This window comes from Clostridioides sp. LIBA-7678 (assembly GCF_056716065.1).
On record NZ_CP196988.1, the window covers coordinates 46472 to 70288 of the forward strand.

At 25.9% G+C, this 23817-nt stretch carries 25 protein-coding genes; 12 read left to right on the top strand and 13 right to left on the bottom strand.

The features are described from left to right. Positions 1-277: 277 nt before the first annotated feature. Positions 278-2197 carry a cell wall-binding repeat-containing protein gene (locus tag ACTG46_RS19720; RefSeq protein WP_479924138.1) on the bottom strand — a complete coding sequence of 640 codons (1920 nt, stop codon included), beginning with the start codon at positions 2195-2197 and terminating at the stop codon, positions 278-280. 172 nt (positions 2198-2369) lie between these two features. After that, on the bottom strand, positions 2370-3014 hold the full coding sequence (locus tag ACTG46_RS19725; RefSeq protein WP_479924139.1) for a helix-turn-helix domain-containing protein: 645 nt from the start codon (positions 3012-3014) through the stop codon (positions 2370-2372). 991 nt (positions 3015-4005) lie between these two features. Here ACTG46_RS19725 and ACTG46_RS19730 point away from each other — a divergent pair. From ACTG46_RS19730 to dcm, 7 genes are all read left to right on the top strand, one after another. Continuing rightward, positions 4006-4653: a hypothetical protein gene (locus tag ACTG46_RS19730; RefSeq protein ID WP_479924140.1), complete on the top strand. Its 648-nt coding sequence runs from the start codon at positions 4006-4008 to the stop codon at positions 4651-4653. A 689-nt stretch (positions 4654-5342) separates the two neighbouring features. Then, a complete protein-coding gene (locus ACTG46_RS19735; protein WP_479924141.1) occupies positions 5343-6866 on the top strand; it encodes a hypothetical protein in 1524 nt (507 codons plus the stop codon). Positions 6867-6879: 13 nt separating this feature from the next. Beyond that, a complete protein-coding gene (locus ACTG46_RS19740; protein ID WP_479924142.1) occupies positions 6880-7290 on the top strand; it encodes a hypothetical protein in 411 nt (136 codons plus the stop codon). Positions 7291-7486: 196 nt separating this feature from the next. Then, a complete protein-coding gene (locus ACTG46_RS19745; protein WP_479924143.1) occupies positions 7487-8248 on the top strand; it encodes a DNA-methyltransferase in 762 nt (253 codons plus the stop codon). Between the two features lie 182 nt (positions 8249-8430). Continuing rightward, positions 8431-8733: a hypothetical protein gene (locus tag ACTG46_RS19750; protein WP_479924144.1), complete on the top strand. Its 303-nt coding sequence runs from the start codon at positions 8431-8433 to the stop codon at positions 8731-8733. A 49-nt stretch (positions 8734-8782) separates the two neighbouring features. Then, entirely contained in the window at positions 8783-8908 is a 126-nt protein-coding gene (locus ACTG46_RS19755) for a hypothetical protein (protein WP_479924145.1), read from the top strand. A gap of 523 nt (positions 8909-9431) precedes the next feature. Then, positions 9432-10415, top strand: a complete 984-nt coding sequence (dcm, locus tag ACTG46_RS19760; protein ID WP_479924281.1) for a DNA (cytosine-5-)-methyltransferase — start codon at positions 9432-9434, stop codon at positions 10413-10415. 155 nt (positions 10416-10570) lie between these two features. Here dcm and ACTG46_RS19765 read toward each other — a convergent pair whose 3' ends face one another. The 7 genes from ACTG46_RS19765 to ACTG46_RS19795 form a co-directional block, all read right to left on the bottom strand. Beyond that, on the bottom strand, positions 10571-11293 hold the full coding sequence (locus ACTG46_RS19765; RefSeq protein ID WP_479924146.1) for a hypothetical protein: 723 nt from the start codon (positions 11291-11293) through the stop codon (positions 10571-10573). Positions 11294-11602: 309 nt separating this feature from the next. Continuing rightward, on the bottom strand, positions 11603-12556 hold the full coding sequence (locus tag ACTG46_RS19770) for a DUF5677 domain-containing protein (RefSeq protein ID WP_479924147.1): 954 nt from the start codon (positions 12554-12556) through the stop codon (positions 11603-11605). Positions 12557-12730: 174 nt separating this feature from the next. After that, complete coding sequence (locus ACTG46_RS19775) at positions 12731-12964, bottom strand: hypothetical protein (RefSeq protein WP_479924148.1); 234 nt, start codon at positions 12962-12964, stop codon at positions 12731-12733. 86 nt (positions 12965-13050) lie between these two features. After that, the gene (locus ACTG46_RS19780) at positions 13051-13617 is read right to left on the bottom strand and encodes a hypothetical protein (protein ID WP_479924149.1); all 567 of its coding nucleotides are present in this window, start codon (positions 13615-13617) and stop codon (positions 13051-13053) included. Continuing rightward, on the bottom strand, positions 13610-14401 hold the full coding sequence (locus tag ACTG46_RS19785) for a HipA domain-containing protein (RefSeq protein ID WP_479924150.1): 792 nt from the start codon (positions 14399-14401) through the stop codon (positions 13610-13612). The genes ACTG46_RS19780 and ACTG46_RS19785 overlap by 8 nt, the downstream gene beginning before the upstream one ends. Before the next feature lie 131 nt (positions 14402-14532). Beyond that, a complete protein-coding gene (locus tag ACTG46_RS19790) occupies positions 14533-14844 on the bottom strand; it encodes a hypothetical protein (RefSeq protein WP_479924151.1) in 312 nt (103 codons plus the stop codon). A 25-nt stretch (positions 14845-14869) separates the two neighbouring features. Next, complete coding sequence (locus ACTG46_RS19795; RefSeq protein WP_479924152.1) at positions 14870-16111, bottom strand: hypothetical protein; 1242 nt, start codon at positions 16109-16111, stop codon at positions 14870-14872. A gap of 223 nt (positions 16112-16334) precedes the next feature. Between ACTG46_RS19795 and ACTG46_RS19800 the strand changes: the two genes are divergently transcribed. Beyond that, complete coding sequence (locus ACTG46_RS19800) at positions 16335-16943, top strand: integrase (RefSeq protein WP_479924153.1); 609 nt, start codon at positions 16335-16337, stop codon at positions 16941-16943. Between the two features lie 272 nt (positions 16944-17215). Beyond that, positions 17216-17608, top strand: coding sequence for a hypothetical protein (locus tag ACTG46_RS19805; RefSeq protein ID WP_479924154.1), 393 nt, complete (start codon positions 17216-17218; stop codon positions 17606-17608). 286 nt (positions 17609-17894) lie between these two features. Here the strand turns inward: ACTG46_RS19805 and ACTG46_RS19810 are convergent, their stop codons facing one another. Both ACTG46_RS19810 and ACTG46_RS19815 read right to left on the bottom strand, forming a co-directional pair. Beyond that, positions 17895-18197 (bottom strand): hypothetical protein, encoded by a 303-nt coding sequence (locus ACTG46_RS19810; protein ID WP_479924155.1) that lies wholly within the window; start codon positions 18195-18197, stop codon positions 17895-17897. 63 nt (positions 18198-18260) lie between these two features. Further along, the gene (locus ACTG46_RS19815; RefSeq protein ID WP_479924156.1) at positions 18261-18842 is read right to left on the bottom strand and encodes a hypothetical protein; all 582 of its coding nucleotides are present in this window, start codon (positions 18840-18842) and stop codon (positions 18261-18263) included. Positions 18843-19430: 588 nt separating this feature from the next. On the opposite strand from ACTG46_RS19815, the gene ACTG46_RS19820 reads away from it, so the two are divergent. Then, positions 19431-20198 (top strand): bZIP transcription factor, encoded by a 768-nt coding sequence (locus ACTG46_RS19820; RefSeq protein WP_479924157.1) that lies wholly within the window; start codon positions 19431-19433, stop codon positions 20196-20198. A gap of 148 nt (positions 20199-20346) precedes the next feature. On the opposite strand, the gene tnpA is transcribed toward ACTG46_RS19820, so the two are convergent. Then, entirely contained in the window at positions 20347-20748 is a 402-nt protein-coding gene (gene tnpA, locus ACTG46_RS19825; protein WP_479924158.1) for an IS200/IS605 family transposase, read from the bottom strand. Then, positions 20735-21940: an RNA-guided endonuclease IscB gene (gene iscB / locus ACTG46_RS19830; protein ID WP_479924282.1), complete on the bottom strand. Its 1206-nt coding sequence runs from the start codon at positions 21938-21940 to the stop codon at positions 20735-20737. Before iscB ends, tnpA begins: the two co-directional genes overlap by 14 nt. Before the next feature lie 599 nt (positions 21941-22539). On the opposite strand from iscB, the gene ACTG46_RS19835 reads away from it, so the two are divergent. Together ACTG46_RS19835 and ACTG46_RS19840 are read left to right on the top strand one after the other, a co-directional pair. Then, on the top strand, positions 22540-23085 hold the full coding sequence (locus tag ACTG46_RS19835) for an RNA polymerase sigma factor (protein WP_479924159.1): 546 nt from the start codon (positions 22540-22542) through the stop codon (positions 23083-23085). Beyond that, positions 23078-23776: a DUF4367 domain-containing protein gene (locus tag ACTG46_RS19840; protein WP_479924160.1), complete on the top strand. Its 699-nt coding sequence runs from the start codon at positions 23078-23080 to the stop codon at positions 23774-23776. The genes ACTG46_RS19835 and ACTG46_RS19840 overlap by 8 nt, the downstream gene beginning before the upstream one ends. Positions 23777-23817: the final 41 nt, after the last annotated feature.

Here is a 23817-nt window from a genome sequence, read left to right on the forward strand (position 1 = left end):
AGAATTTGAATAGACTCCTTAAAGAAATAGATGAGTTTAAAAAAACGTTACAAAAAATTAAGAATCACCCGAACGGCCATTCAGGTGATTCTTCAAACTAATGAGTAAGTCTTATTAAATGAAGAGACACCCTACCGTAAATAGTTGTAGTCTCTTTTTTTTATGTCCTAAAGATACAAATTCGTATCTTTATATATATTATACATTTTCTATCTTATATTAGTCAACTAGCTTCTAATTTTATACTACTCCACATAAAGAAATGGATTAGTACATTTTATTGCCATAAATAATCTATATTATATGCTGGAGCAGCTAAAACACACATTTTAAAGATATTATCATTCTTCTTAAATTTATCTGGCATTGCTCCATTAATCCACCAATAGTTTCCACTTAACATACAAAAATCAGCATGGCTTCTGTCACCAATTATTGCTCCATTTGCACCACATAAATCACTTATCATAAGATACACTTGAGCACTTGCATCACAATCAGATTTCTGTCTAAATAGAACATCATATGCAGAAGCTGGAGAAGCATCCAAAGGGTCTGTTGTTTGAGGTAGATTTCTTACAGCATGACCAACTGCACTTTTATATATGATTAATTGTTCTACATCTTCTTTAGACATAATCCCCTTATCAATAGCATAAAGCAAATATTTATTTTCTACTGTCCAGGCTTCATAAGTCTCACCTAAATTTACTGAATTTAATGTATTATCTACATAATCATTATCTGGGATGTTTCCAATCTTATAATATTTTGACCAGTAAACCCAATCTGGACATTTATTTAAATCTAATGTACTCATCACATTTAGTCCCCAGTTTAATACTTTATCATATTCCTCTTGAGTAGTACATCCATATCCATGAGCACCTCTAATTGGGTCACCATATTTAACCTTTATTTGACCTTTTATCTCTGTACCTATTATATAAGTACCACCTTTAGGATAGTTTCTAGTTATTGTCATGTCTTTTTGTGGAGCTATAGCTACCTTGTTGCCATTAACTTTTATCCCAGGAACATTTTGGTTATTTTGAGTATTTGAGTCATTTCTATTAAATGCATCTATTGCATCAGAATAAGTTTTATCATTTTCACCATTATTTACTTTTGTAATTTTATCAGGATTAACTTTCTTCAATACATCTTTTTGCTTATCTGATAATCCATTATTTCCAAGAATAACAACTGAATCATCTTTAGCAGCTAAATTAGATATAACAAGTGCATCCATAAGCTGATTTTCATTGTTTGAACCATCCTTAGTTATAAAAGCATTATTAACTTTTCCATAAAATTCACTTATAACTCTAGCATTTGTATCTTTTCTATTATCTCCAGAGAGTCTAGTTGCATTTAAATGCTTTACTATAGCATCATCAACTGTAGAAGCTCCACCAATAACATAATTCTTTTGTGAATTTTTATCAATAAATTGCTTTGTATCATCTTTCATATTTTTATCTATAAATAAGATAGCCATATTATTTTTGGCAGCAGGAGCAGAAATACTACTTGCATCTACTAATCCCTTATATCCATCAGTTATAGCAACTTTATCTATTTTATTTGTATCATTAAGCTTCTTAGCTATCTTTAAAGAAGTATCTTGTCTATCATTCCCACCAATTCTATCTACAGTTAATCCTTTTGCCTTTAGAGTATTTAAAACATTATCAGAAATAGAACTTGTGCCACCAATTAAAATAACGTTTTTTATACCAAGTCTATTTATCTCATCCATAGTATTACTTGGTATAGAATCTTGATTTGTAACTAGTATTGGAGCATTTAAAGCTTTAGCAAGAGGTGTGACAGATAGAGAATCAGCTAAACCATTATCTTTAACTAGTATTATATTTGTTGCAGATGTCCAGCCTTTTTGTGATACTTTTATAGCAGTATCAATATTATTTGATGCTTGAATAGAATAGTTATCAACTTCTTTTCTATTACCTAATGTTGTTTCCTTACTTACTTTTAAGTTGTTATTTCCATCATCAGCATAAACAACACTATCTAAAGATGAAAAACCAAGAAGTGTTGAACTAATAAGTAAACCACTTATAATAAAGCTGCACTTCTTTTTTATATTTAGTTTTTTATTATTCCTTTTATAGATTGTACTTAGATGTATTTGTGTACTTTCTATATCCTTGAATCTTTTTTTAAAAGCCATTTGGAATTACCCCCCCACAGTAATATACTACAAAAATAGTTTATTTAATTTAATTATAAAGCATTATTTAGATTTTTTCCAACATAATCCAAAAGATGATTAGTGATTAAATATAGAATATTGTAGAATTTCATATAGTGCTTAAAAAACCCACACCTTTGGTGTGGGAGTATCAGTCATTGACAATGACGCTAGGTTTACCATATAGCTTCAACATAGCATCTTCTGTTATAAGCCAATTACTTCCACTTTTTCGATAGTCGATACCTTCAATAAGATTATTTTGTCTTATAACACTTCTTAGTGTACTTTCACCTAGCCCCCATAGAGTAGTTGCTTCTTTGAAAGTAAACACTTTATATTGCATTAGCTCATCAATTTTATCTATTTCTCGTTCAATTCTAAAATATTTATTTTTTACAATATATACATAATAATCTTGTTCTAAATAATCTTGTATTTCTTTAATAGATAACCATTCCCCTTCTAACTTACTATAGTTATTCCTTGAAGCGAAGTAGTCAGAAATACTACAGGCATCAGACATGTTTTTAGCTTTTCTTAAAATCACTAAAAACTCCTCTTTGTTTTCTTTTATAAAGTTTAAATAATCATTGTAAGTATTAACAAATATACTAATGTCATCATTTCCAGTAAAAACAGATTTTTCAATATATTTTACGTATGCTTTATTTAAACCTTTTATAGAATATTTTTTCAAGTCATCATCTTCATCAAGATAATCAAAAGCTTTAAAATAACTTGCAAAATTATCTAATAAGTATTTTGCATCTTCTAAATTAAGTTCTTTAAACATATACATGCACCCCTTTATCAACGGTTACGTTGTTGTTATATTTATATAATAACACTCAACGTTTACGTTGTCAACGTAAATGTTGTTAATATGTTTTCTACATAAAATAAACTGGACAATATAAGTACAACAGTTTCTCAAAAATCTTATAGTTATTAAACAAAAAAACAACACAACACTAGAGATTATTAAGTGAAGAAAAAGTAGGTTGGAGGGATGATATTATGATTTCTTGCAACTATAGTTATAAGTTTTACCAAGCTTATTAAACGAATGCTAGTTCAGATGATTTTTAAATTTAATTTACAATATTTATTTTAAAAGTATATATAATATATTACTAAAGGATATATAGATATATATAATATATTATTAAATAATATATTAATATATATATTATTTTAGCTGACAAAAAATGAAATTTGTTGTTTTAAATGTATCTTATTCTAATTCTACAAAATAATATTAGAGGAATAAGAGAGTATATTATGTAATTATGTATGGAGGGAATTTTCCCTCTTATTTTTTAATTAAAATTTTATTTAGTATTTGGCAGAAATAAGCAAATGGGGTGACGTATTGTGGTAAGAGAGGTAACTAACTTTAGTTGATAGCCTCCCATGTTTATAAAGAGCATGGAAGTATAAACATATTTTAATTTGTTTATACAAAATCCTTTGAATTGCTGGAACTCCCTAAAGCTAGTTAAACTAAAACATAATCATGAAAAATGGATAGGTGTGAATGTCACGAAAGTAGAAAAAATTAACTGGATGGTGCATGGTTAAATCCTAAACACTGTTTTTAATGGGTAATCAGCAGGGAAGTCCTGAATAGGGAAACCTTCAACGACTATTCTTATCATAGAAGTACACTCAAGTGAGTGGAAGCGGAGGACACCAATTAGGTGATGATATAGTCTACACTTATATGAAAATATAAGAAGTTCATAAGAGAACTGGCTAGGATTAACGAACTTAGTTGAATGTAAATGGTAAAAGATGTAATAGGTGAATATAGTATAGAAATTTTATTAAAAAAATATAGGCAAAATATTACTGATGAATGGGCATGTACTACCAAATTTGGAATTATACATTCTTCAGATTGGTCATACATTATACTTTGTTATGCTACTCAGAAGGGGAATAGAAGCTTTAGACTAGTAAGATACTCAAATTCAATATCATACTCAATAAGAAAGTACATTTTAGGATATGATTTTAAGCAAAAAGCTGAAAGAAATCAAAAGACACGATTAAGATTACTGTTAGAATATGAAAAAGCATATAGTAGTCGAGGTCTAAATAACTTTACAAGAATTATTTTAAATGAGCATGATTTAAGAATAAATGGGATATTTGAAAGCCATAATTTATCTGTTAAAAATACAAAATACAAAAATAATAATCATGCACTATTAATTGGATATAATCGAAAATATATAAAATTGATTTTTAGAGTAAATCCTAATAGTTGTGTTATGGCCATATATACTTTTATGAGTGAAAGTGTTTTGTATATAATAGATAATTTTCTAGGGGATAATTTTAAAGGAAATATAGATAGAGTAAAAAATGAGAAAATTAAATTATTGGTAAATGTAATAAAGTGTTTAAATAATTCAGAACTAAGATAAATTATATAAAACAAGACAAGAAAAGAATATAAATATAAAAATAATATATACATATAGTTTTAGAATATATAATGTTATATAAATAATTAGAATATATATTATATATATATAGAAAATATATAATATATAAGTTTAGATATAATATTTATTATTATAAATATAAAAATAAGAAGTTGAAATATATTTTTACTACTTATAAATAATATATATACTCATATATTATTTAATTTATTTATAAGTATATATAAATTCAGCTTCTAATCAAAATAATAAAACTTCAATAGTTAGTGAAATGAAAAATAAATTAAAGAGAGCTTTCAAGAAAATATGAAAGATTGGAATGAAAATATAAAGAAAGGAGTAGCTACTCGTCAAAATATCCAAAGTAGATAGTCAAAATATAAAAATATCATTAAATATTAAATGGTATTAGAACTTATTACCTATATAGCTATTGAAGAGTTTAAAGTTTCTAATATGTGAAAAATAAGATATAGATTTGAATGCAAATATTAATTAATTTAAAATTAAAAACATTTATATATTCAAAAGACTAACTTTGGAATTTAATCTTGTACTGGACCAGAAAAAATGAGGTTCTGAGAAACAAGAAAAATTTCTATGGGTATATTTGAACATATTTTGAGTAGCAATATGTCAAAGTAAGTTTTTGGCATCGTATTTTAGACATGTTAAATTCTAAAGGGAAGTTTATAGCACTAGGTCTAAGTGCAACATTAGCAGCTGGTGCATTATTGACTTGGGATGGTAGTGGAATAATTGAACAAGCTAAAACAAAGCTAACAAAAATGCAAGAAGGAGTTACCTTATTAAAAGAAGGCGAAAAAGAATTAATAGCAAAAGCAAAAGAAATAAAAGGTCAGATAAGTACTTTAGAATCAGAAATAGCTAAATTAGAAAATAATGGTAGGACAAGCTCTATGGCATATAGAAAGGCTACAGGTGAATTAGCAAAGGCAAAGGAAGAACTAAATAAAGCTAATAGTGATGCAAATAGGATACAAGAAGCTTTATCTAAATATACTCCAGTTAAAGAACATATTGCAGGTTATGCTGAAGCTATGAATGATGGTTATGTTCTACCAGAATTCGGAAGTGAAAATTATGCAAGAAAACTAAAAGGAATAGATGATATAAGTGCAGTAAAAGGAAGTTGTTTACTGAAAGATAATAACATGTTATTAGTATTAAATAAATTTAATAATAGTACAAAGGCTGGAAAGACTATATTTCAAAAGGTGAATCTTAATGGAACAGAGGTTTGGCATAAAGAGTTAAGTAATACTAGTGTAAGCAATGTAAATCTATGTAAAGCAACAAAAGATGGTGGAGCTTTAATACTTGTTACTTCTCAAGATAAAAGCTTAACAAGCTCACTAGGAAAATTAACAACAAATACAACACACATAATAAAATTAGATTCCCAAGGTGAAATAGAGTTCACAACACAATTTGATAGTGGAGATACAATGGTTGAGACAATTGAAAATATTATAGAACTTAAAAATGGGAACTATCTATGTGTTGGTAGTATGTCAGCTGGTGCTTATTCAAGAGTTATATGTATTGATAGTGTGGGTAATAAGCAATGGGAGTCTAAAATAAATGGTAATGGTGGAAATGTTAATATTGGAAATGCAATAGAAATGTCAAACGGAGATATAATTGTGGTAGGTTATGCAAATAAAACTTATGATGGTATAACTTCTAGTGCAGCTTTCCCTTTTGCTACAAAGTATACAAAAGATGGGACAAAGTCATGGACAATTAAAATAAGTGATGATTACACTTATTATAATGGAAATAGTTCAAGACCAACGTGTGTAGTTGAAGAAAAAGATGGGAAATGTGTAATTTATGCAGTAAAAACAATCAGTACAATAACTACAGATGGAACAATAGAAAGTACAATCCAAACTGAAGATTTAATAGGAAATAAGTATGACATTGCATTAAACAATGGTGATATATTAGTATCTAATTATTTTAGTAGCATAATGGTAATATCTTCAGATGGTACTTTAAAGAAAACCATAAAACCTCAAGATGATTTAAAAATAACAAATATGTCTTTATTAGCTGGGAATAAAGTGGCTTTTACTGGAATGACAGGCACTAATGATGATAGTTATACTGGATATATGGGAATATTTGATTTGGATGATGATAATTTCCCTGCATTAACAGATTAGGAGGAAAAGTATTATGAAAAATCTTAAAAAGCTAGCTGCATTAGGCATAGCAACAGTATCTGTTTCTGTAATTGCAATGACTTATACAGGTGGCGATACAGCCAATAATATTATAAATACACTACAAGGTCTAGACAATGATGCGAAACTACTATCAGAGGGAGAAACAAAATTGATAGCAGAAGTAAATCGTTTGAAAGAAGAGAGAACTAGATTAACTGAACGATACAATGAATTAAAAGGAAACTCTGGTAGCGAAGATGACTCTACAGATATTACTACTATAAATGAGGAAATAAGTAAAGCTAATGATGATTTAGCTTCAGTACAAAATATATTAGATGGAATAACAACAGGAACTACACATGCAGAAGGTTATGATGAGATAATAATTGAAAATACAGACAGTACTGTAACAAAATAAAATATAAAAATAGTTAATAATTGAATTATATTGATAATTTTAGATAAAATTATATTTGACAGAAAATTGAATATATTAAAACCCAAAGAGATTTGTATATAAGGTCTTTGAAGGGGGGTGGTAAAGTATAATTATATTCGTTTACATACATGTATAGTAAAAATGACATCTATTACATTATTAGGAGGATTTTAAGATGATTAAAGACATAGAACAATATAAACTATACAATGACGATTGCTTAAAAGTAATGAGAGATGAAATAGAAGATAAAAAAATCGACTTAATACTTTGCGACCTCCCTTATAATGTTACAAATTGTAAGTGGGATGAAATGATAGATTTAGATGAGCTTTGGAAACAATACAACAGAATAATTAAACCTAATGGAGCAATTGTTCTCTTTTCAGCACAACCATTTACAACAGAATTAATTTACTCAAACAAAAAAAATTATAAATATTCTTGGTACTGGGTAAAAAATACTTCAACAGGACATATTTTTTCTAAGTATCAGCCCATGAGAAAAGTTGAAGATATTAATGTATTTTATAAAAAAATGCCAATGTATACTCCTCAAGGAATAGTAAAATTAGATAAGCCAATTAAAATGACTAAAGGAAAACCGAAAAAAGAAGGTATATACCATAATGGTATATATGAAAAAGAATTTTCAGTTGAGTATACTAATTATCCAACAAATGTACTTTATTTTAATAAAGAAGTTAATTGTATTCATCCATGTCAAAAGCCATTGGAATTAATACAATACTTAATAAAAACATATACCCAAGAGGGTGACATTGTACTTGATAATTGTTATGGTTCAGGTCAAACAGGTGTAGGATGTGCCAATACCAATAGACGTTTTATTGGCATTGAGTTAGGAAAAGAGCACTTTGAAAATGGAAAGAATAGAATAATGAAGGCATATTATGATGCAAATAAAAACGAGTAAATTTGTACTATAAAAATATATAGATAAATTTTTTACATATAGCAGGACGAATATAATTAACAAGGATTAAGCTTTATATCATTACAAACAGATTGATTTTGTATTGATAAAGTTTAAATATATAAATAATAAATTATGAGAGATAACTTATTTTAATAATACATTAAAATAGGAGGAATATAATGAAATGGCTTAAGATGTATGCTATTACAGTAATTTTTATCTGTGTAATGATATGTTCAATTACAGTAATAACTTCACAGAAAGCTAAAATAATAACTACACAAACTGCATTTGATTTAGTAGATAGTAAAGTTCCAAGTGAAGCTAAATACGAAGGTTATAAAAAAGACCAAGTCAGAGGAACTACTGTTTTATACTATAGCTATAATAATGCATGTCATGTAGTAAAACTAGTTCATCAAAAAGATGATTTTACTAGAGAAATTGAATGGAATAAAGTTTCAGACATTAAATTTGATTAGGTGAAGAGGCAATAAGCTATTGCCTCTTTTAATGAGAGGAGTAATTTATATGAAAAAATTAAGAGTAATAGAAGCATTTAGTGGGTATGGTAGTCAATCAATAGCATTAAGAAATATAAATTTGGATTATGAGGTTGTTGCGATAAGTGAGATAGACAAATATGCGATACAGTAAAAGAGAGTCTATAATTATACATATAAACTTGTACTGCTTATGTAGAGTAATTTGCATAAGAAACAGATTTAATTGCAGGTAAAGCCTAAAGCTAGAATAACTACAAAGTAATTTGAAAAAATAAGCTTGAATGTGACGAAAGTAAAAAAAATATTCTAGATAATATATGGTTAAATCCTAAGTATTAAAAAAATGGCTGTTCTGCAAGGAAGTTCCTAAGTCTTTTTACAGATATGGAAAACCTTCAACGACTATCTTAAAGAGTAAAGCCACAAGTTATGGGTGGAAGAAACGGTCTGCTCCTATATTAGTTAGGATGGTGAAATAGTCTTTACACTTTTGAAAAAAAGTGGCTATTAGAGTAATCGAAATAGCATTTATAGAGTAGCGTCTATAAATAAAAAGTATAGGCTTTATATTTTCAAAATTTATTTTTTCTATAAAGTTATATTCCTATATCAAATTTAATCTTTTACATATTAATGAAATATCATGAAGTTTATACAATTAGGCATATGAAGCAATACATGGCAAAACAAATAATCTAGGTGATATAAGTCAGATAGATGTAGAAGATATTCCTGAACATGATTTATTCACATATTCATTTCCTTGTACTGATATATCTGTAGCTGGTAGAATGCTAGGATTAAGTAAAGGAAGTGGGACTAGAAGTGGATTATTATGGGAGTGTCAAAGGATAATAGAATATTGTAAGCCAAAATATTTGCTTATGGAAAATGTCAAAAACTTAGTTGGGAAAAAGTTTAAACCTGAGTTTGACTCTTGGGAGGCGTGGTTAAGAGAACAAGGATATTCTAATTATTGGAAAGTACTAAATGCTAAAGATTACAATATTCCACAAAATAGAGAACGTGTATTCATGGTAAGTATTTTAGGAGAACATAAAAAATATGAATTTCCAGAAGGAGTTCCATTAAAAACTAACATAAATGATATATTAGAGGAAAATGTCCCTGATAAATGTTATCTTTCAGATGTTCTTTTAAATAAATTTATACCAAATGAGACATATTTATTAAATAAAATTAGCAAAAAGTTTGATATATCAAAAATAGAAGTTGGATTTATCAAAAAGAGTGAAAATGGTAAGAAACATCAGAGTAATACTGTTATGAATGCTGAATATATTTCAAGAAGCCTAACAGCAGGTGATTATAAAGCACCTCCAATGGTTCTTTTAGAAGATAAATTATTTTGTGAATTAAGATGTGATGAAGGTATCAGATTATATAATAGCAATGTTTGTGGTACTATATGTGCTAAGAGCTATGGAGGGAAAAAAGCCATATTAGAAATGGCTCCAGGCTTTAAAATAAGACGACTTACTTCAACTGAGTGCTTTAGATTAATGGGGATGGATGATAGAGATATTCAATTAATCAAAGAAGCTGGTATAAGTGCAAGTCAACAATATAAAATGGCTGGTAATTCAATAGCAATACCAGTGTTAGAAGAAATATTTAAAAACTTATTTTTAAAATAAGAAACTAGCTATTTAACTGTGTTGAATTAATAATGATACTTTTATCATACTTTATTCATCAGATGTAAATAAAAGGACCTGAAGAAATTCAGGTCCTTTATGTATTATTGAAAAATAAGAGATACTTAGAATAATAAGTACACGCTATTTTCTTTTTATTTAAATAGTAATTCAAAAATATAACATGATAAAACATTAAGAATAACAGAGAAAATAGCAGTAATTATCAATGATATTATTGGTTTTTGTTTTATAAAATCAGTAAGACGAATATACCTAGTTTTGCGAATTTTTTTCAATTCTTTCTTAAGTGTAGTAATGTAATCAGATGGTAAATCTATTTTTTCCGAATAAGCTTCGCATTGTTGACAAAGACATGCATTTGAAGTAGAGTACACCAAATCATACTTATTCCCAAGCATATCAAAAATACAACTTCTAGTTTCATCATGTACAAACTTTGAACTATCTTTACTTAGTACATTATTTGAAAATCGATACATTGTTATTGTTTTATAAATTGTTATCAATAAATAATTGAACAAGTCAATATTTGCATCTCGTAAAATTGTTTCTGCTTCATAGAATGTTAAAACAAGACTTCTATCACTTAATCTCCTTGTGAAATAATTACCCTCAATTCTATTTTCAATAATTGCAATAATAATATCTGCTTCAGAATTAGATTTAACTAAAGAAGAAATAGTATCTTTGCTATATGACCAATAAGGTAAATCTGTGTCTGGAAGTGTTGCAATTGAGCTTGTTGATTTTATACGAAATAAATCTGAATGATATGTGTCCAACTTTTTAATTGTAGATAGATGTAACTGTGTTCCTAATAAAACTATATGGATACTTATACAGTCTTCCTTCATGTAACCACTTGTCCTTTCTTAAAAATATAATAATAATTATCTTCTTACATGTATACAATATAGTAGATTTTGGGATTTGTAAATATGATACTTTTATCATACTTTATTCATCAGATATAATAGGCTGAATTTTTTCAGGACCTTTATATATTGTTGAAAAAAAGAATATGAGCTACTTGTATGAGGATGTATCTTAATTGAATAAACAAAACAAATTAATTTAAAAAATCAATTAAACAACTATTTGGGAAATAGTAATACTTTTATCATACCCTGTTCACCATATATAAACATAAGGATTTCAGCTTTTTATTTCAATATAATAATCTTACTCCACTTCTTGGATATATCAGACTCTTTTTCTTTTATTCCTCTGTACCATATAGCAAGATTTTCAAAGTCTTCATCAGTTAAAAAATATTTACATATATTTATATAACAACTGGTCATTAAGCTCCGTATAAGCTCAATCTTCATTATAACATCTTGGGGATTTTTAGGAACTTTAGGATTTTGTACAAATGGTTTATTATTAACAGATTTAAGAGCTTCCATAGATGCTAATCCATGTAATTTTTTTGACCATTCACTGTACAAAATTAAATAATATTTTTCCATATTTAATAACTTGCTTAATCCTCTTAAATTGGAAGCAGTACTATGTATTTGATACCATTTAGGCTCTAAATCACGAAGATGTCGTTTACGTCTTTTTAAGTTAATTGCATCTTTTTTTCTAGTTCTATCTTCATCAACAGATTTATACTCAGGATATTTTTCAAATACACTTCTTAGATTTTCAGCAAGTGAGTTCAATTTCTCAGGAGTAAAAATATTATATATATCTTCTCCTATTATTTCTCTGAAATTTTCATATTCTGCATTATCTGTATTAAATTTTTCATATAGAGTAATTTTTTCATGTATATTAGTGACTTCATAAGATAAAGCTCTTTTTTCTAATAACTCTTCATCTAAGAATATATAATCTAGACTTAAGGAAAGCTCAAACATATTTCTGAATAACATATCAGATATATTTATAGATGAACCTTTAAATAGTGACTGAATACCATCTACTGTTTCTAATAAATCTCTAAATAAAAATAGTATTACAGCATCAGATTTTTTATTATCCTTATCTGTATTCATTAGATTGAATAAGTATTGTCCATACACGCAAATTTCATTTATATGTGATACAGTTATTTCAATTAGATTCTTGTATCTTGGGTCTTCTATCTCTTTCATAAATAAGTCCATTTTAATATCCTCCAAATAAGTTAGCATTTAAGTATAATTATATACTAATTTATATAGACAAACGTAATATTAGTGATATTAGAAATAATACCAATGATAAAAGAAGTAGAGGTATATCAATTGATATACCTCTACTTCTTTTATCATTGGTATTAAATTATATTTTAAATATTCTTAACGTGTTAAATCGGTTTTAGCATAAAATACAGTTTTCATAGAGCCTTTGCCTAATTTTATATATTCTGTATCTTTGTGTAAATAAATATTAGCTCTTTTAACTTCACCATTTTTTTCATATGTCACAGTCTTATTAGTTCTTCTTATAATCTTTATTATCTGTGGGATATTAATATCAGCAACTAAAATTGTGGCATAAATTCTTTCAGCTTCAAATTTAAATATATCCATTTCATCATATCTCCTCACATTGAATTTTAAAAAAGTTGTACAACTTAATTATACATATATATAAACATAATGTGAGGTTGCTGCTTTTAATAAAAGTTTATATATTTTCTTTTTTCAAGATAATTAGGATATTTTTCTATAGGAAAAGGAGCTTTATATTTAGGTTCTTTTCCATTTAATGCACAATATCTTATATTAAAGTCTTTATAATCAAGACTATTATCTTTTGTAATCCAAAAATAATCCTCTATACTCATTGCTAGGTTTTTTCTACAGATATCCCATTCATTATAATGATTGAGTTTCAATTCTTTCAAAATAGAATTAACTTCAGGTCTACATTCTTGGATAGTTCTCTCACTTATCCAAATCCTTATAAATTCATCCCACATATCATCAGTTATATCTTCAATATTTTTTAATCTTGTTATAGGGAAAGGCTCTATCCCTTTATAATTTTTGTTGGGCTTAAATATAAATTTATCTTTTATAAAATTATAGATAATAGTCCCTGTAGTTTCATTTTTATATTTTAAAAAATAAGAATCACAAGGAGAAGAAGGTCTTATAATTTTACGTGGAGAAGCTTTTTTATATCTTATTTTTTTATTATCATTATTATTAGGTTCTATCATCATATCTAAATTATTCATATAAAACACCTCTTTCTATTAAATATTCTATCCTCAGTTTCAATAAATATTTAATACAATTGATTCTATGTGGTTTTAATAAATCCCTATAGCTGTCAACAATTTTCAATAGTTCAGATAAATTAACTTTTAAATGAATGTCAGATACTAATTTTATTTGCTCATAATGTGAATTTTTAAAAGGTTTACAGTCATCAACTAGCTCTAAGTCTTCAGGTGAATCTAATTGTAGTTCTTCATCACTTTTATCACCATAAAGTGAAAACCCGTGGTCAAACAGTGGAGCGAAAGTTAAATTTTTAGACTCATCTTCCAACATCCCAAAATTTCTAAGGTGTCTATCTATATTATTTATTATAAAATCTACTATTATCATAGTATCTAGTTCTCTTTTATTTACATTAAGCTCTTTAATTAAATAAGTGTATAAGTCAAGGTCGCTATTGCCAACAAATTCTCTCATAGTAATATACCTGGAGTCTTTTGCGAAATCATAAGAATAACATACATCAAAAATTTTATCATCTTTTTCTAATTTAGTGTAGTAATACTCTACATGGTTTATATCTAAAGTATCTAGTATATCTGATACTAAAGCTTCTGTAATTGGTTGTATATTACTATATGTATTTCTATATCTAACACCAGTTTTTATATAAATTAATTGATTATTAAGTGTTGCAGTCCATTTGTATAACATACCTTTTGAAGATAAGTTTGCTCCAAATGTTCCATAGATATTAAATTTTTTATTCTCAAGATTTAACAGTGTATATTTTTCCATTAAAATAACCCTTTCTGGTACTACAATTATTTATCTTATTTTAACATAGAATTGAGTATGATTGTTTTCTAAAATTAATAAAAGAGCCAACCTTAATTTAAAATCTTAGAATGACTCCTTTATTCTATTCTTTAATCTTCATTATGAATTTCTTTATAGAGAATACTAAAATTTTTATCACAATCAGAATTTGGACATATTAAATATTCAATAATAGTATCTCCTTCAGTCTCTAGGTCAAGTTCTAATTCTTCACCACAGTAAGGGCATTCACTTGGATATTTTTCTTCTGCATAATCATCATCTTCAAAAGAGCTATTTAGGCATATTGTAACATGTTCTTGATAGCAGCTTGGACATAATTCTTTTGAACAGTTTGTATTAGGGCAACTATCAATTTCATCAGCGTGGAAATATCTCCCACATAAATCGCATTTTATCATTTTAACATCTTCCTCTCTTAGTTTTTTATTTAATATTTTTATATATAAGTTTTGCTTCTTTTAATAATCCTTCCATATCCTCATAGTCTAAGATTTTAAATTCATTATCAAATTTTTTAAACTTTTCTATGCTATCTTTCATATTTGGAGTTAATTTTTTTGAATTATTTTCTATAATAAATATCTTTTCTACTGTGGAAAATAATTCATTAAGGAGATTAATCTTCTTAAAAATATGCTCATAAATTTCAACATTATTATTTGCTGATTCTACAGTCTCATATTCATCTAAATTATAATATTCTGGGAATGATTCTTCTATCTCCTTTGTATATTTTTGTATTTCTTCTTTTTTATATCCATTGATAAGATAAAGTGAATATGGTATTAAAATCTTATATATAATGTCTAAATCAATTAATTCTTCAAGTAATGTATTCTTATCTTCATCTGTTAATTTGAAAAATATTTCAATATATTTTTTTCTATTTTTTATATCTGGAATTTTCATTAGAAATCGGTATAATTTAAAAACATAATTTCTATTATCATTTAAATAATCATAGCTATCTTTTTCTATTTGATTAACTATCTCTTTGATTAATTCGAATGAAGTTCTTCTCTCAAGTTGATAAAGTTTGATATTTTTTAATTTATCATTTGAATTAAATGTGTAATTTCTTGCAGATTTTACATACTTTGTAAGTTTATCAAAGTTTAATTTATTAGGTGTTTTTATACGAAATGACTTTAAAAAATCAGTATCATAATTTTTTAATAAAAATTCAAATTCATTGATTTGATATTGTGATATATCATGACATTTTTTCTTATTCTTATATTTTTTAAAATCATGTTCTTCATTATAAATATGGTTATTTATATTTAGCTCATTCCAACGTCTTTGCAAAGTTTTGTATTCTGGAATTCCAAGTTCACTTTTTCTATCCTCACTAAGATTTTTATAATATTCATTTAATGTAATACATTTCTCATCTTTTTCTAAACATAAATATCCTAACAGATGAAACTTTGTGAACTCTTTTATACCTTCTTGTTTTATATAAACTCTATCGATTATAAAATAGCCATCAAAGCTAGGATTAATAAATTTATATTTATTTTCAAAAAGATTTGCAACTTCCATATATGCAAAGTTAATTATTTTGTCTATATCTAAGTCAGATTCATCACTAATTTCAGTCCTATTCCTTAGACCACAAACTTCTACCATTTTACTAGTTCTTGAATCATTATACATAAACATACTCTTCAATCTCCCTCATCAATTTATTTAGCTACCTGAACTAATCATATAATTTTTAGAGAATAAATTAAAGGACATTTTAATTGGTTAAAAATTTCGCAAAGTGATGATATTACTATAATTTATAATTGGATAAAGGTAATATCATAAAATAGATAGAACTTATATCTTATGTGGTGAATAAAGTATGACAGTAAAATTTATAAAGTAGAGGAGGAAATTTATGCTTTGGGATGATTTGAAAAGCAAAGATATAAAATATATTATAGACTATGTTAATAAACTGCTATCTAATGGAGATAGCTTAACGAAAATTTCAGTAGAGCTTAAAACATCTGAAAGTAGTATTAGAAAATTTTTAACTTCAAGGGGATATAAAAGAATCAATGATAAGTTTGTATATACTGGTGAAAAAAGTATGACAAATAAAAAAGATAAATTGAAATATTTTGAAAAAAATAATTTAATTATAGATAGTGACAATGTTCATAATTTAGTATCTAGTAAACAATTTCAAGACAATATGATGGGATTAATAAAAGATTATGGAAAAATACAAAAAGTTTTACAATGGTTCTCTCAGGACTATGAAAAAATACAAAGTATGTTAAATTGGTTTTCTGAAAAAAATATTGATGAAATTATAGAAGTAGAAGAGAAGTGCACTATAAAGATAGATTTACCTTCCAAAAAAACTGTTAGAAAAACATTTAGGTTGAATGAAGAAGCTAGAGATGCTTTTGATACATTTTGTGAACAGAATCATGAATATCAAAAGACTGATTTGTTAAGTATGGCATTATTTGAATATATAGAAAAATATAGAAAATAAGGTGGAAAATATGAGCCATTTAAATAAGCTCTAATAAGGCTAGAGATAATTAATAATATATTTAATCATTCAAGAAGATAAAAAGCATTAGAAGTCTATATAAAGCTTTATTATAATTTAATCATATATTTATAGATTTTTAGTATAATATAGCTATTTATCGACTTTTCAAATGCAAAAAATATATATATTTATTTATTATAAAATATAAAAATATACTTTAAAAGTATATTTTTTTATTTTATAATAAATATATACAAGGAGTTGATAAAATGAGTTTGATTATAGATTTAAAAGGTATTATTGCAAAAAGAGGAATCTCATTTAAAGCATTAAATAAAAAATTAAATGGAGAAGAGAGTAAATATGTTAGTTTTTATCAAAAAATAAAATTAGGATACATTAAATTTACTGATGTTATAGATATAGCTAAATTTTTAGACTTTACTATCATATGTAAGACAAAATCTGATGAGATTGACATATCTTCTATAAAGATAGTTGACAGTATGTTGACATATGAAGAATTATTAGATGCATTAGACCTTGTTTTTGGAAGTGATTATCAAATCATTTGGCAAGATAATAGAGTTACAGGTAAGAATGTAGAAGAGTTGAAAGAAATAACTAAAGCTGAGATAAGAGAAAAAAATATTTTATATTAACTAATTTACGTTATCTATAGAAAGTAGTATACTAATAATAAAATAATTTTAAAATAAAATTCAAAATAGAGAGAAGAGAAATATTATAAAAAAGGTACCAAAATTGTACGCTCTATTTATTTAAAAGGCTCAGGTGTCATTGACAAAGAGCCTTTTAAGCTTTATATAAATATTAAAAAGACAAATGAGTTAATATAGAAAGTTACTTATTTGTCTTTTTTTATATTATTAATATTTATTATCATTATAATAAATATAATAAGCTTCATTATGTAGATTAATATATTTATTCATATTTTATGTTATAAACTTCATTCCAGTTAAATGTCCTTAAAAAGCTATTTTCAGTATGAGATAATGTAACTATATGAGTTGCATTTTTATAGCTATAGTATAAAATTGTAGTCCCATCAATTTGATTCTTTTTATATCCTTCATATTTTGATTCATAAGGAACTTCATTTTCAACAAGATTTAAAGCACATTTAGTTGTTATAATTTTATTCTCAGTAGATTTATCTAATGAGGAGAAACCTAGTATTGGAAAAATAACTATACATATAATAATGCAAAATTTTAATAGTTTCATAATTATCCCATTATCACAAATCTATAAACAAACTTATTTGTATTGTTTTTTCATAGATTTACTTTAACAGTTTTCACCTCCTGTATTTTTATTTATGTTAACATTAGTTATCTCTATTAATGAATTTAAAACATTTTCAACATCTTCTTGTATAATTAAAAATTTAATAGTTATAATAAGATTTCTTTCCTTTGACTTATAAATTCTTTTTCCCTCCAAATGTATATTTAAGCTATCAACAAAAATATCTAAATTACCTTTGAAATATTTATTGTATAGCTCTGGAACATAATTGTTAAAATTTGAAGTTAGTAGTTTTTCTCCACACAATTTTCTAATATCCCTTTTAAAATCTTCTAGATTAGAATTATATTCTTCAATTATATAATTAGCTGTAGTAAAACAAAAATCAGAGATACTTTCTAAATCAAATCTTTCCATTTTCATTTTATTTATAACATTTTCTATACATACTTCACTATCATAGTTTTTACTTTCTTCATTGTATTCTTCTTTAGATAGTATACAAAGTTTCAATTCTCCACTTTCTATGCAAATAACACATTTTATGTCCTTATAGTCTTTTACAGTTGTCAATATATCCTCTGCATACTTTCTTGCTATAACTTTAGTTATATTTTCCATAAAAAATCCCCCAATCCTTTTTTCTTTTTTAAATTAATTATATTATAAAATATAAAAATATATAAGTAAAGTATAAAAGTATATTTTTTAATATATTTTTATATTATAAAATATACTTTTATATTAAAAAACATAAAATGATATACTTAGACTATAATAATTCAAGAGAACTTAAAATATATTTTTACTTGGTGAACAAGTTCTATTTCTGATAGTGTTTTAAATGATTTAAAGTCAAAGGGATTAGTTGTAGATAGAATTTCGATATAACTGATAGATATAAAGGTCTAGTAGATGCTAGTAGTATCTCTGCTCCTGCTACTTAAAGCATGTGTGGTTATGCTGGTACTATCAGATACTTATAAATATCTCTTAAGCTATTTATATTGGGTGCTTGTGTTTGAATATTTTAATTAGTAAATATCTTTTTTAATTTTTAGATTTAAACTCTTATAAATAAAAGTTCTTGAAGTTTTTAACTTTTTTTGTTGTAAAGAGAAGCTTGTACAACTTATAATTAATTTAGGGCGAACTATCCGTGTAGTATGTAGAATATACAAATTAAAATTTGAAAGGATACAATAAAATATGGTAGCTTTTTATACATGGTTTTTAAATAAAGATGAACATGAACTACAACTTAAAATTGCGTATATAAAATCATTCTTTTATATGATGATAATTATATTGTCAGTTTGCAATTTTTTCTGGAGTAATACATTTTCAATGGTAAAAGTCATTTTAGGCGATACAATTCTTAGATATATCTCATTATTTTTGTCAGTTGGATTACGTTTTTTCACAGTGCTTAGTGCAATAGCATTTATTTTATTTGTAATTTCAGCGCTTTTATATGAAATTCCTTATAATTATATGAAACCTGGTACATATTCTTATTTCAGAATATTAATACATGGTTCGTTTAGCAGGCTTAAAGATAGTCTTGAAAGCATAACAATATTTTTAATAGCTGCATATATATTCTCCTATGATGTTTTTATACAATATAAAAGTATATATAGTGAATCGCTTTGGCAAATGTTCTTGTTGGTAATGTCGGCCGTCTTTATTATGTTTTCCATGCCAGAAATGACTAATCGTTTTTTTACATTAAGGTCCTGGATAAATTCTTTAAATAAGGAAGAAAAGCTTCTTCCACCAAAACATGGGGACACAAATGATGAGTTTCCTCCATTAAGAAATGGGAATACAAACTTAAATAGTGAGCTTCTTTTACTAAAAACTATGAATCAAAAACTAGAGAAAGAAATTCTTTTTCTAGAAGCTGAGAATAATAGATTAAGAGAAAAAGATTTGAGCTTAAAAGAGCAGGGGGCTACTGAAAAATATATATAAAATAGTTAACAAATATCGTACAACAAATAAGTTAAAGACCCCTTAGCATATAAATTATACTAAGAGGTCTTTAACTTATTTATTTTTGTCACTTTTTTTATAAGTCAAGGCGTAAAACCACTATACCTTTAGGTTGGTGGATGTAAGCCTACCCCTGATTATGTATATATCTTTCAATAGTTTCCTTAGAAATATTCCCTATACTACAAGCAAAATATCCATCTGACCAAAAAGTCTTTTCCTTCCAGAAATATTTGTTAAGGTATAATTGATTATTGTTAATTCTCCAAATTCTATAAGTTGAAATTTGCTTGAACCATCTTACTATCTCCAATATAGAAACTATTGGTCTATATTTAACTAATAAATGCACATGATTTTTATCAACTTCCATTTCAACTATGATTAAATCTTTTTCTTTTGCTATGTTACTAAGAATATGTTTAATTTCATCACCAAATTTAATTAACAAGTTTTTTCTGTATTTACATACAAATATCAAATGTATTAATAACAAATACTTAGAATGATTTCTACTAACATAATCCATAGCTCCAATTTAATCCCTTCTTAAAGATATATGGTTTAATTAATTTTACGCTTGGTACTTTTTTGATTTCTTTTAAAGCTATGTATTTACCCTCATTCTGACTACCTTTAACTGTATAAACTTTCCCATCATATTTAATTATGTCATTAGGTTGATATAATGATTTCTGTTTTCTTATTCTTCTTTGTCCATTAGATACTTTTTGACCTCTGAACACCCTAAGATTTTTAGAATTTAAATTCTTGTTTCTAGTTCTTCTTCCACAATTAAGTTCACTTGCAGAAACTTTTTCACCAGTTCTACTGTCTATATATTTCGCATCATAGAATTTTTCAAGACTTCTATTATTTAATCTTGATTGTTCAACTTTAAATATTTCTGAATTTCTAACTTGATTAACACCTTTAGCTATAGCAAAAGCATCATTAAAATGACTTTTCTCTATACCATGTTCAATTCTATGATTTTTAGTCAAATAACCATAAGTTGCCCTAATGTTAGTATATTTTTCTTTCAACTGCTCCAATAAATACCATCTTATCATTGACATAAATGTAGCATCTTTAAAACCTCTAACTTTTTTACCGTTTTCACACCAATCATATAGAAATTTCCCTTTTTTATGATTGGGAGATGTATGACACTTATTGCATAAAGTTATTAAATTGCTAGGAGCATCAGAACCTCCTTCACTCTTGTACTTAATATGATGTATTTCTAATATCTGTTCTTTACTCTTATTTTTACAATTAGGATTTTGACATTTATGTCTGTCTCTATGAAGTACATATTCTCTAACATTCCAGAAACCCATTTGTTCTCCCTGCTGATATTCTACACCAGATATATCAGGGTTCTTGATTTTTTGTATATCAAAGTTAGCAACCTCTAATACTATATTTCTGATAGGCAATATAGTATTAAGATAATCTATAAATTTAACATGAGTATTCAATTTATGTTGTAAACTTGGTGCTAACCATCCTTGTTTTATTTTTCTATTATTCCATCTAGGTTTTCTATATCTTAACCTTTGTCTCCTAATTCTTCTATACTGATTTTTTTCTAATAATCTATCTTTCATACCTTGAAGCAATTTTATTTCTCCAACTATTAATTCTTTACTATCTGCTATAGCTGAAAATCCTATATTTAAATATCCACTATCTATCCCTAATGTTATAGAATCTATTTATTCTAATAATTTTTTTTAAAAAATATATATGTCTAAAAAATGGAGTTTCATTTGTTATATAGTTAAATAGAATAATATTTCAGCATTAATTACAGGCGTTGGAGGAGCTGTAATCGGAGTTATAGCAGGTTCTATAGTTTTAGGCTATGGTATCAGACCCAAAAGGTGTAATGACATATAAAATAAGAACTATAAAGGTAACTATAGGAGTTGCAGGAGAAATTGAAGAATATTATTGCCAATCAGCAGTTTATCAATAGAAATAAACAGAAATGAGTTGATATCTATGAATATTGGAATATTGTTATCAAGCATAGTTCTAGCCTTTTCAGTAGTTTTTATAGCAAAAACGATAAAGAAGAGATGGTTAAAAGTTATAATAATTATTTCGCTAATAGCTATAGCCACTTTGATAACATATTTTACTAATGGATACCTATAAGATTATAAGAAAAAAAGAACTAGATAATCTAGTTCTTTTTTTCTTATAATTCTATAGGATAATAGTTTAAATTTAAGTTTAATACACATATTCCTTTGAAAATCTTGTATAATTATTCTATTAAAGTAAAATCATTTACAGGAGGCTGCTAATTATGTTAATGTATTTGGCTATTATAGATTCAGAAAAAGATAAAAGTAAATTTGAAGAAATCTATATTAGATATAAGAAGTTGATGTTTTATGTGGCAAATCAAATTTTGAAAGATGAGTCTTTATCTGAAGATGCTGTACATAATTCATTTCTAAAAATAATAGATAATTTAAGTAAAATAGATGATGTTAAGAGTATAAAAACAAAAGGATTTGTTGTTATTATAGTAAAGAGAACTTCTATAAATATCTATAATAGAAGAAAAAGAGAAGAAATACGTGATATTAATGATGAAAATTATAAATTCAATTCCTTAGATTTATCAATTGAAAATCTAGGAGAGTATATCAATTTAGTAGAAGCTTTAAAGAAGCTTCCTCAGATAGATTTACAAATAATGTTATTAAAATATAGTCATGGTTTTTCTAATAAAGAAATTTCAAAGATACTGAATATAAAAGAAGTTAATTTATACAAAAGAAATAAAAGAGCTTTAGAAAAATTAAAAAAACTTTTAGATGAAATGGAGGTGTCAGTAAATGAATAAGAATAAATTAGATATAGAAGAACTATTGTATTCTAAACTTCCTGAAATAGAAGAAAAAATATTGAATGAGCTACCTGGAGATGAAGATATTAATCATATATTTTCGCCTGAGTTTGAAACTAAAATGAATAAACTTATTAAAAAAAATAAAAAAAGGAATGAAAATACATATTATAAACACTTTAAAAAAATTGTGATTATCCTTTTAATAGTTTTAACAGGAATAATTACTATAACAACTGTAAATACTGAAGCTTTCCCAGAAAATCTAATGAGAATAATAAAAAAAATCTATAAAGAGTTTACTGATTATAATTTTATTAATCCTAATGTGGAGAAAACGTATTCCCATAAAGAGCCTAAGTACATTCCTTTTGGATATAAAGAAGTTGAGAGAGTTAAGGAAGAAGATTATCTTGTCATAACATATAAAGATAATTTAGATGATTACATAATTTATCAAACAATGCCGATGGATAGAGACATTGTATCATTAAATACTGAAGGAGCTACAATAGAAAATATTGAAATTAATAATTATTATGCTCAATATGTTGAAAAGGGTAATACACAACAATTATTATGGGATGATAAAAATAATATATACATATTATCTAAGGGACTCCAAACAAAAAAAATAACAAAAAAAGATAAGATGGAATTTATTAAAATTGCAGAAAATATTAAATAAAATTTTGCCAAACATACAGGTTATTATTTGCTATATACATG

Bases quoted from the DNA above. Each gene is read 5' to 3' on its own strand.
- ACTG46_RS19720 (WP_479924138.1), bottom strand. From the start codon at position 2,197: ATGGCTTTTAAAAAAAGATTCAAGGATATAGAAAGTACACAAATACAT.
- ACTG46_RS19725 (WP_479924139.1), bottom strand. From the start codon at position 3,014: ATGTTTAAAGAACTTAATTTAGAAGATGCAAAATACTTATTAGATAAT.
- ACTG46_RS19730 (WP_479924140.1), top strand. From the start codon at position 4,006: ATGGTAAAAGATGTAATAGGTGAATATAGTATAGAAATTTTATTAAAA.
- ACTG46_RS19735 (WP_479924141.1), top strand. From the start codon at position 5,343: ATGTTAAATTCTAAAGGGAAGTTTATAGCACTAGGTCTAAGTGCAACA.
- ACTG46_RS19740 (WP_479924142.1), top strand. From the start codon at position 6,880: ATGAAAAATCTTAAAAAGCTAGCTGCATTAGGCATAGCAACAGTATCT.
- ACTG46_RS19745 (WP_479924143.1), top strand. From the start codon at position 7,487: ATGATTAAAGACATAGAACAATATAAACTATACAATGACGATTGCTTA.
- ACTG46_RS19750 (WP_479924144.1), top strand. From the start codon at position 8,431: ATGAAATGGCTTAAGATGTATGCTATTACAGTAATTTTTATCTGTGTA.
- ACTG46_RS19755 (WP_479924145.1), top strand. From the start codon at position 8,783: ATGAAAAAATTAAGAGTAATAGAAGCATTTAGTGGGTATGGTAGTCAA.
- ACTG46_RS19765 (WP_479924146.1), bottom strand. From the start codon at position 11,293: ATGAAGGAAGACTGTATAAGTATCCATATAGTTTTATTAGGAACACAG.
- ACTG46_RS19770 (WP_479924147.1), bottom strand. From the start codon at position 12,556: ATGGACTTATTTATGAAAGAGATAGAAGACCCAAGATACAAGAATCTA.
- ACTG46_RS19775 (WP_479924148.1), bottom strand. From the start codon at position 12,964: ATGGATATATTTAAATTTGAAGCTGAAAGAATTTATGCCACAATTTTA.
- ACTG46_RS19780 (WP_479924149.1), bottom strand. From the start codon at position 13,617: ATGAATAATTTAGATATGATGATAGAACCTAATAATAATGATAATAAA.
- ACTG46_RS19785 (WP_479924150.1), bottom strand. From the start codon at position 14,401: ATGGAAAAATATACACTGTTAAATCTTGAGAATAAAAAATTTAATATC.
- ACTG46_RS19790 (WP_479924151.1), bottom strand. From the start codon at position 14,844: ATGATAAAATGCGATTTATGTGGGAGATATTTCCACGCTGATGAAATT.
- ACTG46_RS19795 (WP_479924152.1), bottom strand. From the start codon at position 16,111: ATGTTTATGTATAATGATTCAAGAACTAGTAAAATGGTAGAAGTTTGT.
- ACTG46_RS19800 (WP_479924153.1), top strand. From the start codon at position 16,335: ATGCTTTGGGATGATTTGAAAAGCAAAGATATAAAATATATTATAGAC.
- ACTG46_RS19805 (WP_479924154.1), top strand. From the start codon at position 17,216: ATGAGTTTGATTATAGATTTAAAAGGTATTATTGCAAAAAGAGGAATC.
- ACTG46_RS19810 (WP_479924155.1), bottom strand. From the start codon at position 18,197: ATGAAACTATTAAAATTTTGCATTATTATATGTATAGTTATTTTTCCA.
- ACTG46_RS19815 (WP_479924156.1), bottom strand. From the start codon at position 18,842: ATGGAAAATATAACTAAAGTTATAGCAAGAAAGTATGCAGAGGATATA.
- ACTG46_RS19820 (WP_479924157.1), top strand. From the start codon at position 19,431: ATGGTAGCTTTTTATACATGGTTTTTAAATAAAGATGAACATGAACTA.
- tnpA (WP_479924158.1), bottom strand. From the start codon at position 20,748: ATGGATTATGTTAGTAGAAATCATTCTAAGTATTTGTTATTAATACAT.
- ACTG46_RS19835 (WP_479924159.1), top strand. From the start codon at position 22,540: ATGTTAATGTATTTGGCTATTATAGATTCAGAAAAAGATAAAAGTAAA.
- ACTG46_RS19840 (WP_479924160.1), top strand. From the start codon at position 23,078: ATGAATAAGAATAAATTAGATATAGAAGAACTATTGTATTCTAAACTT.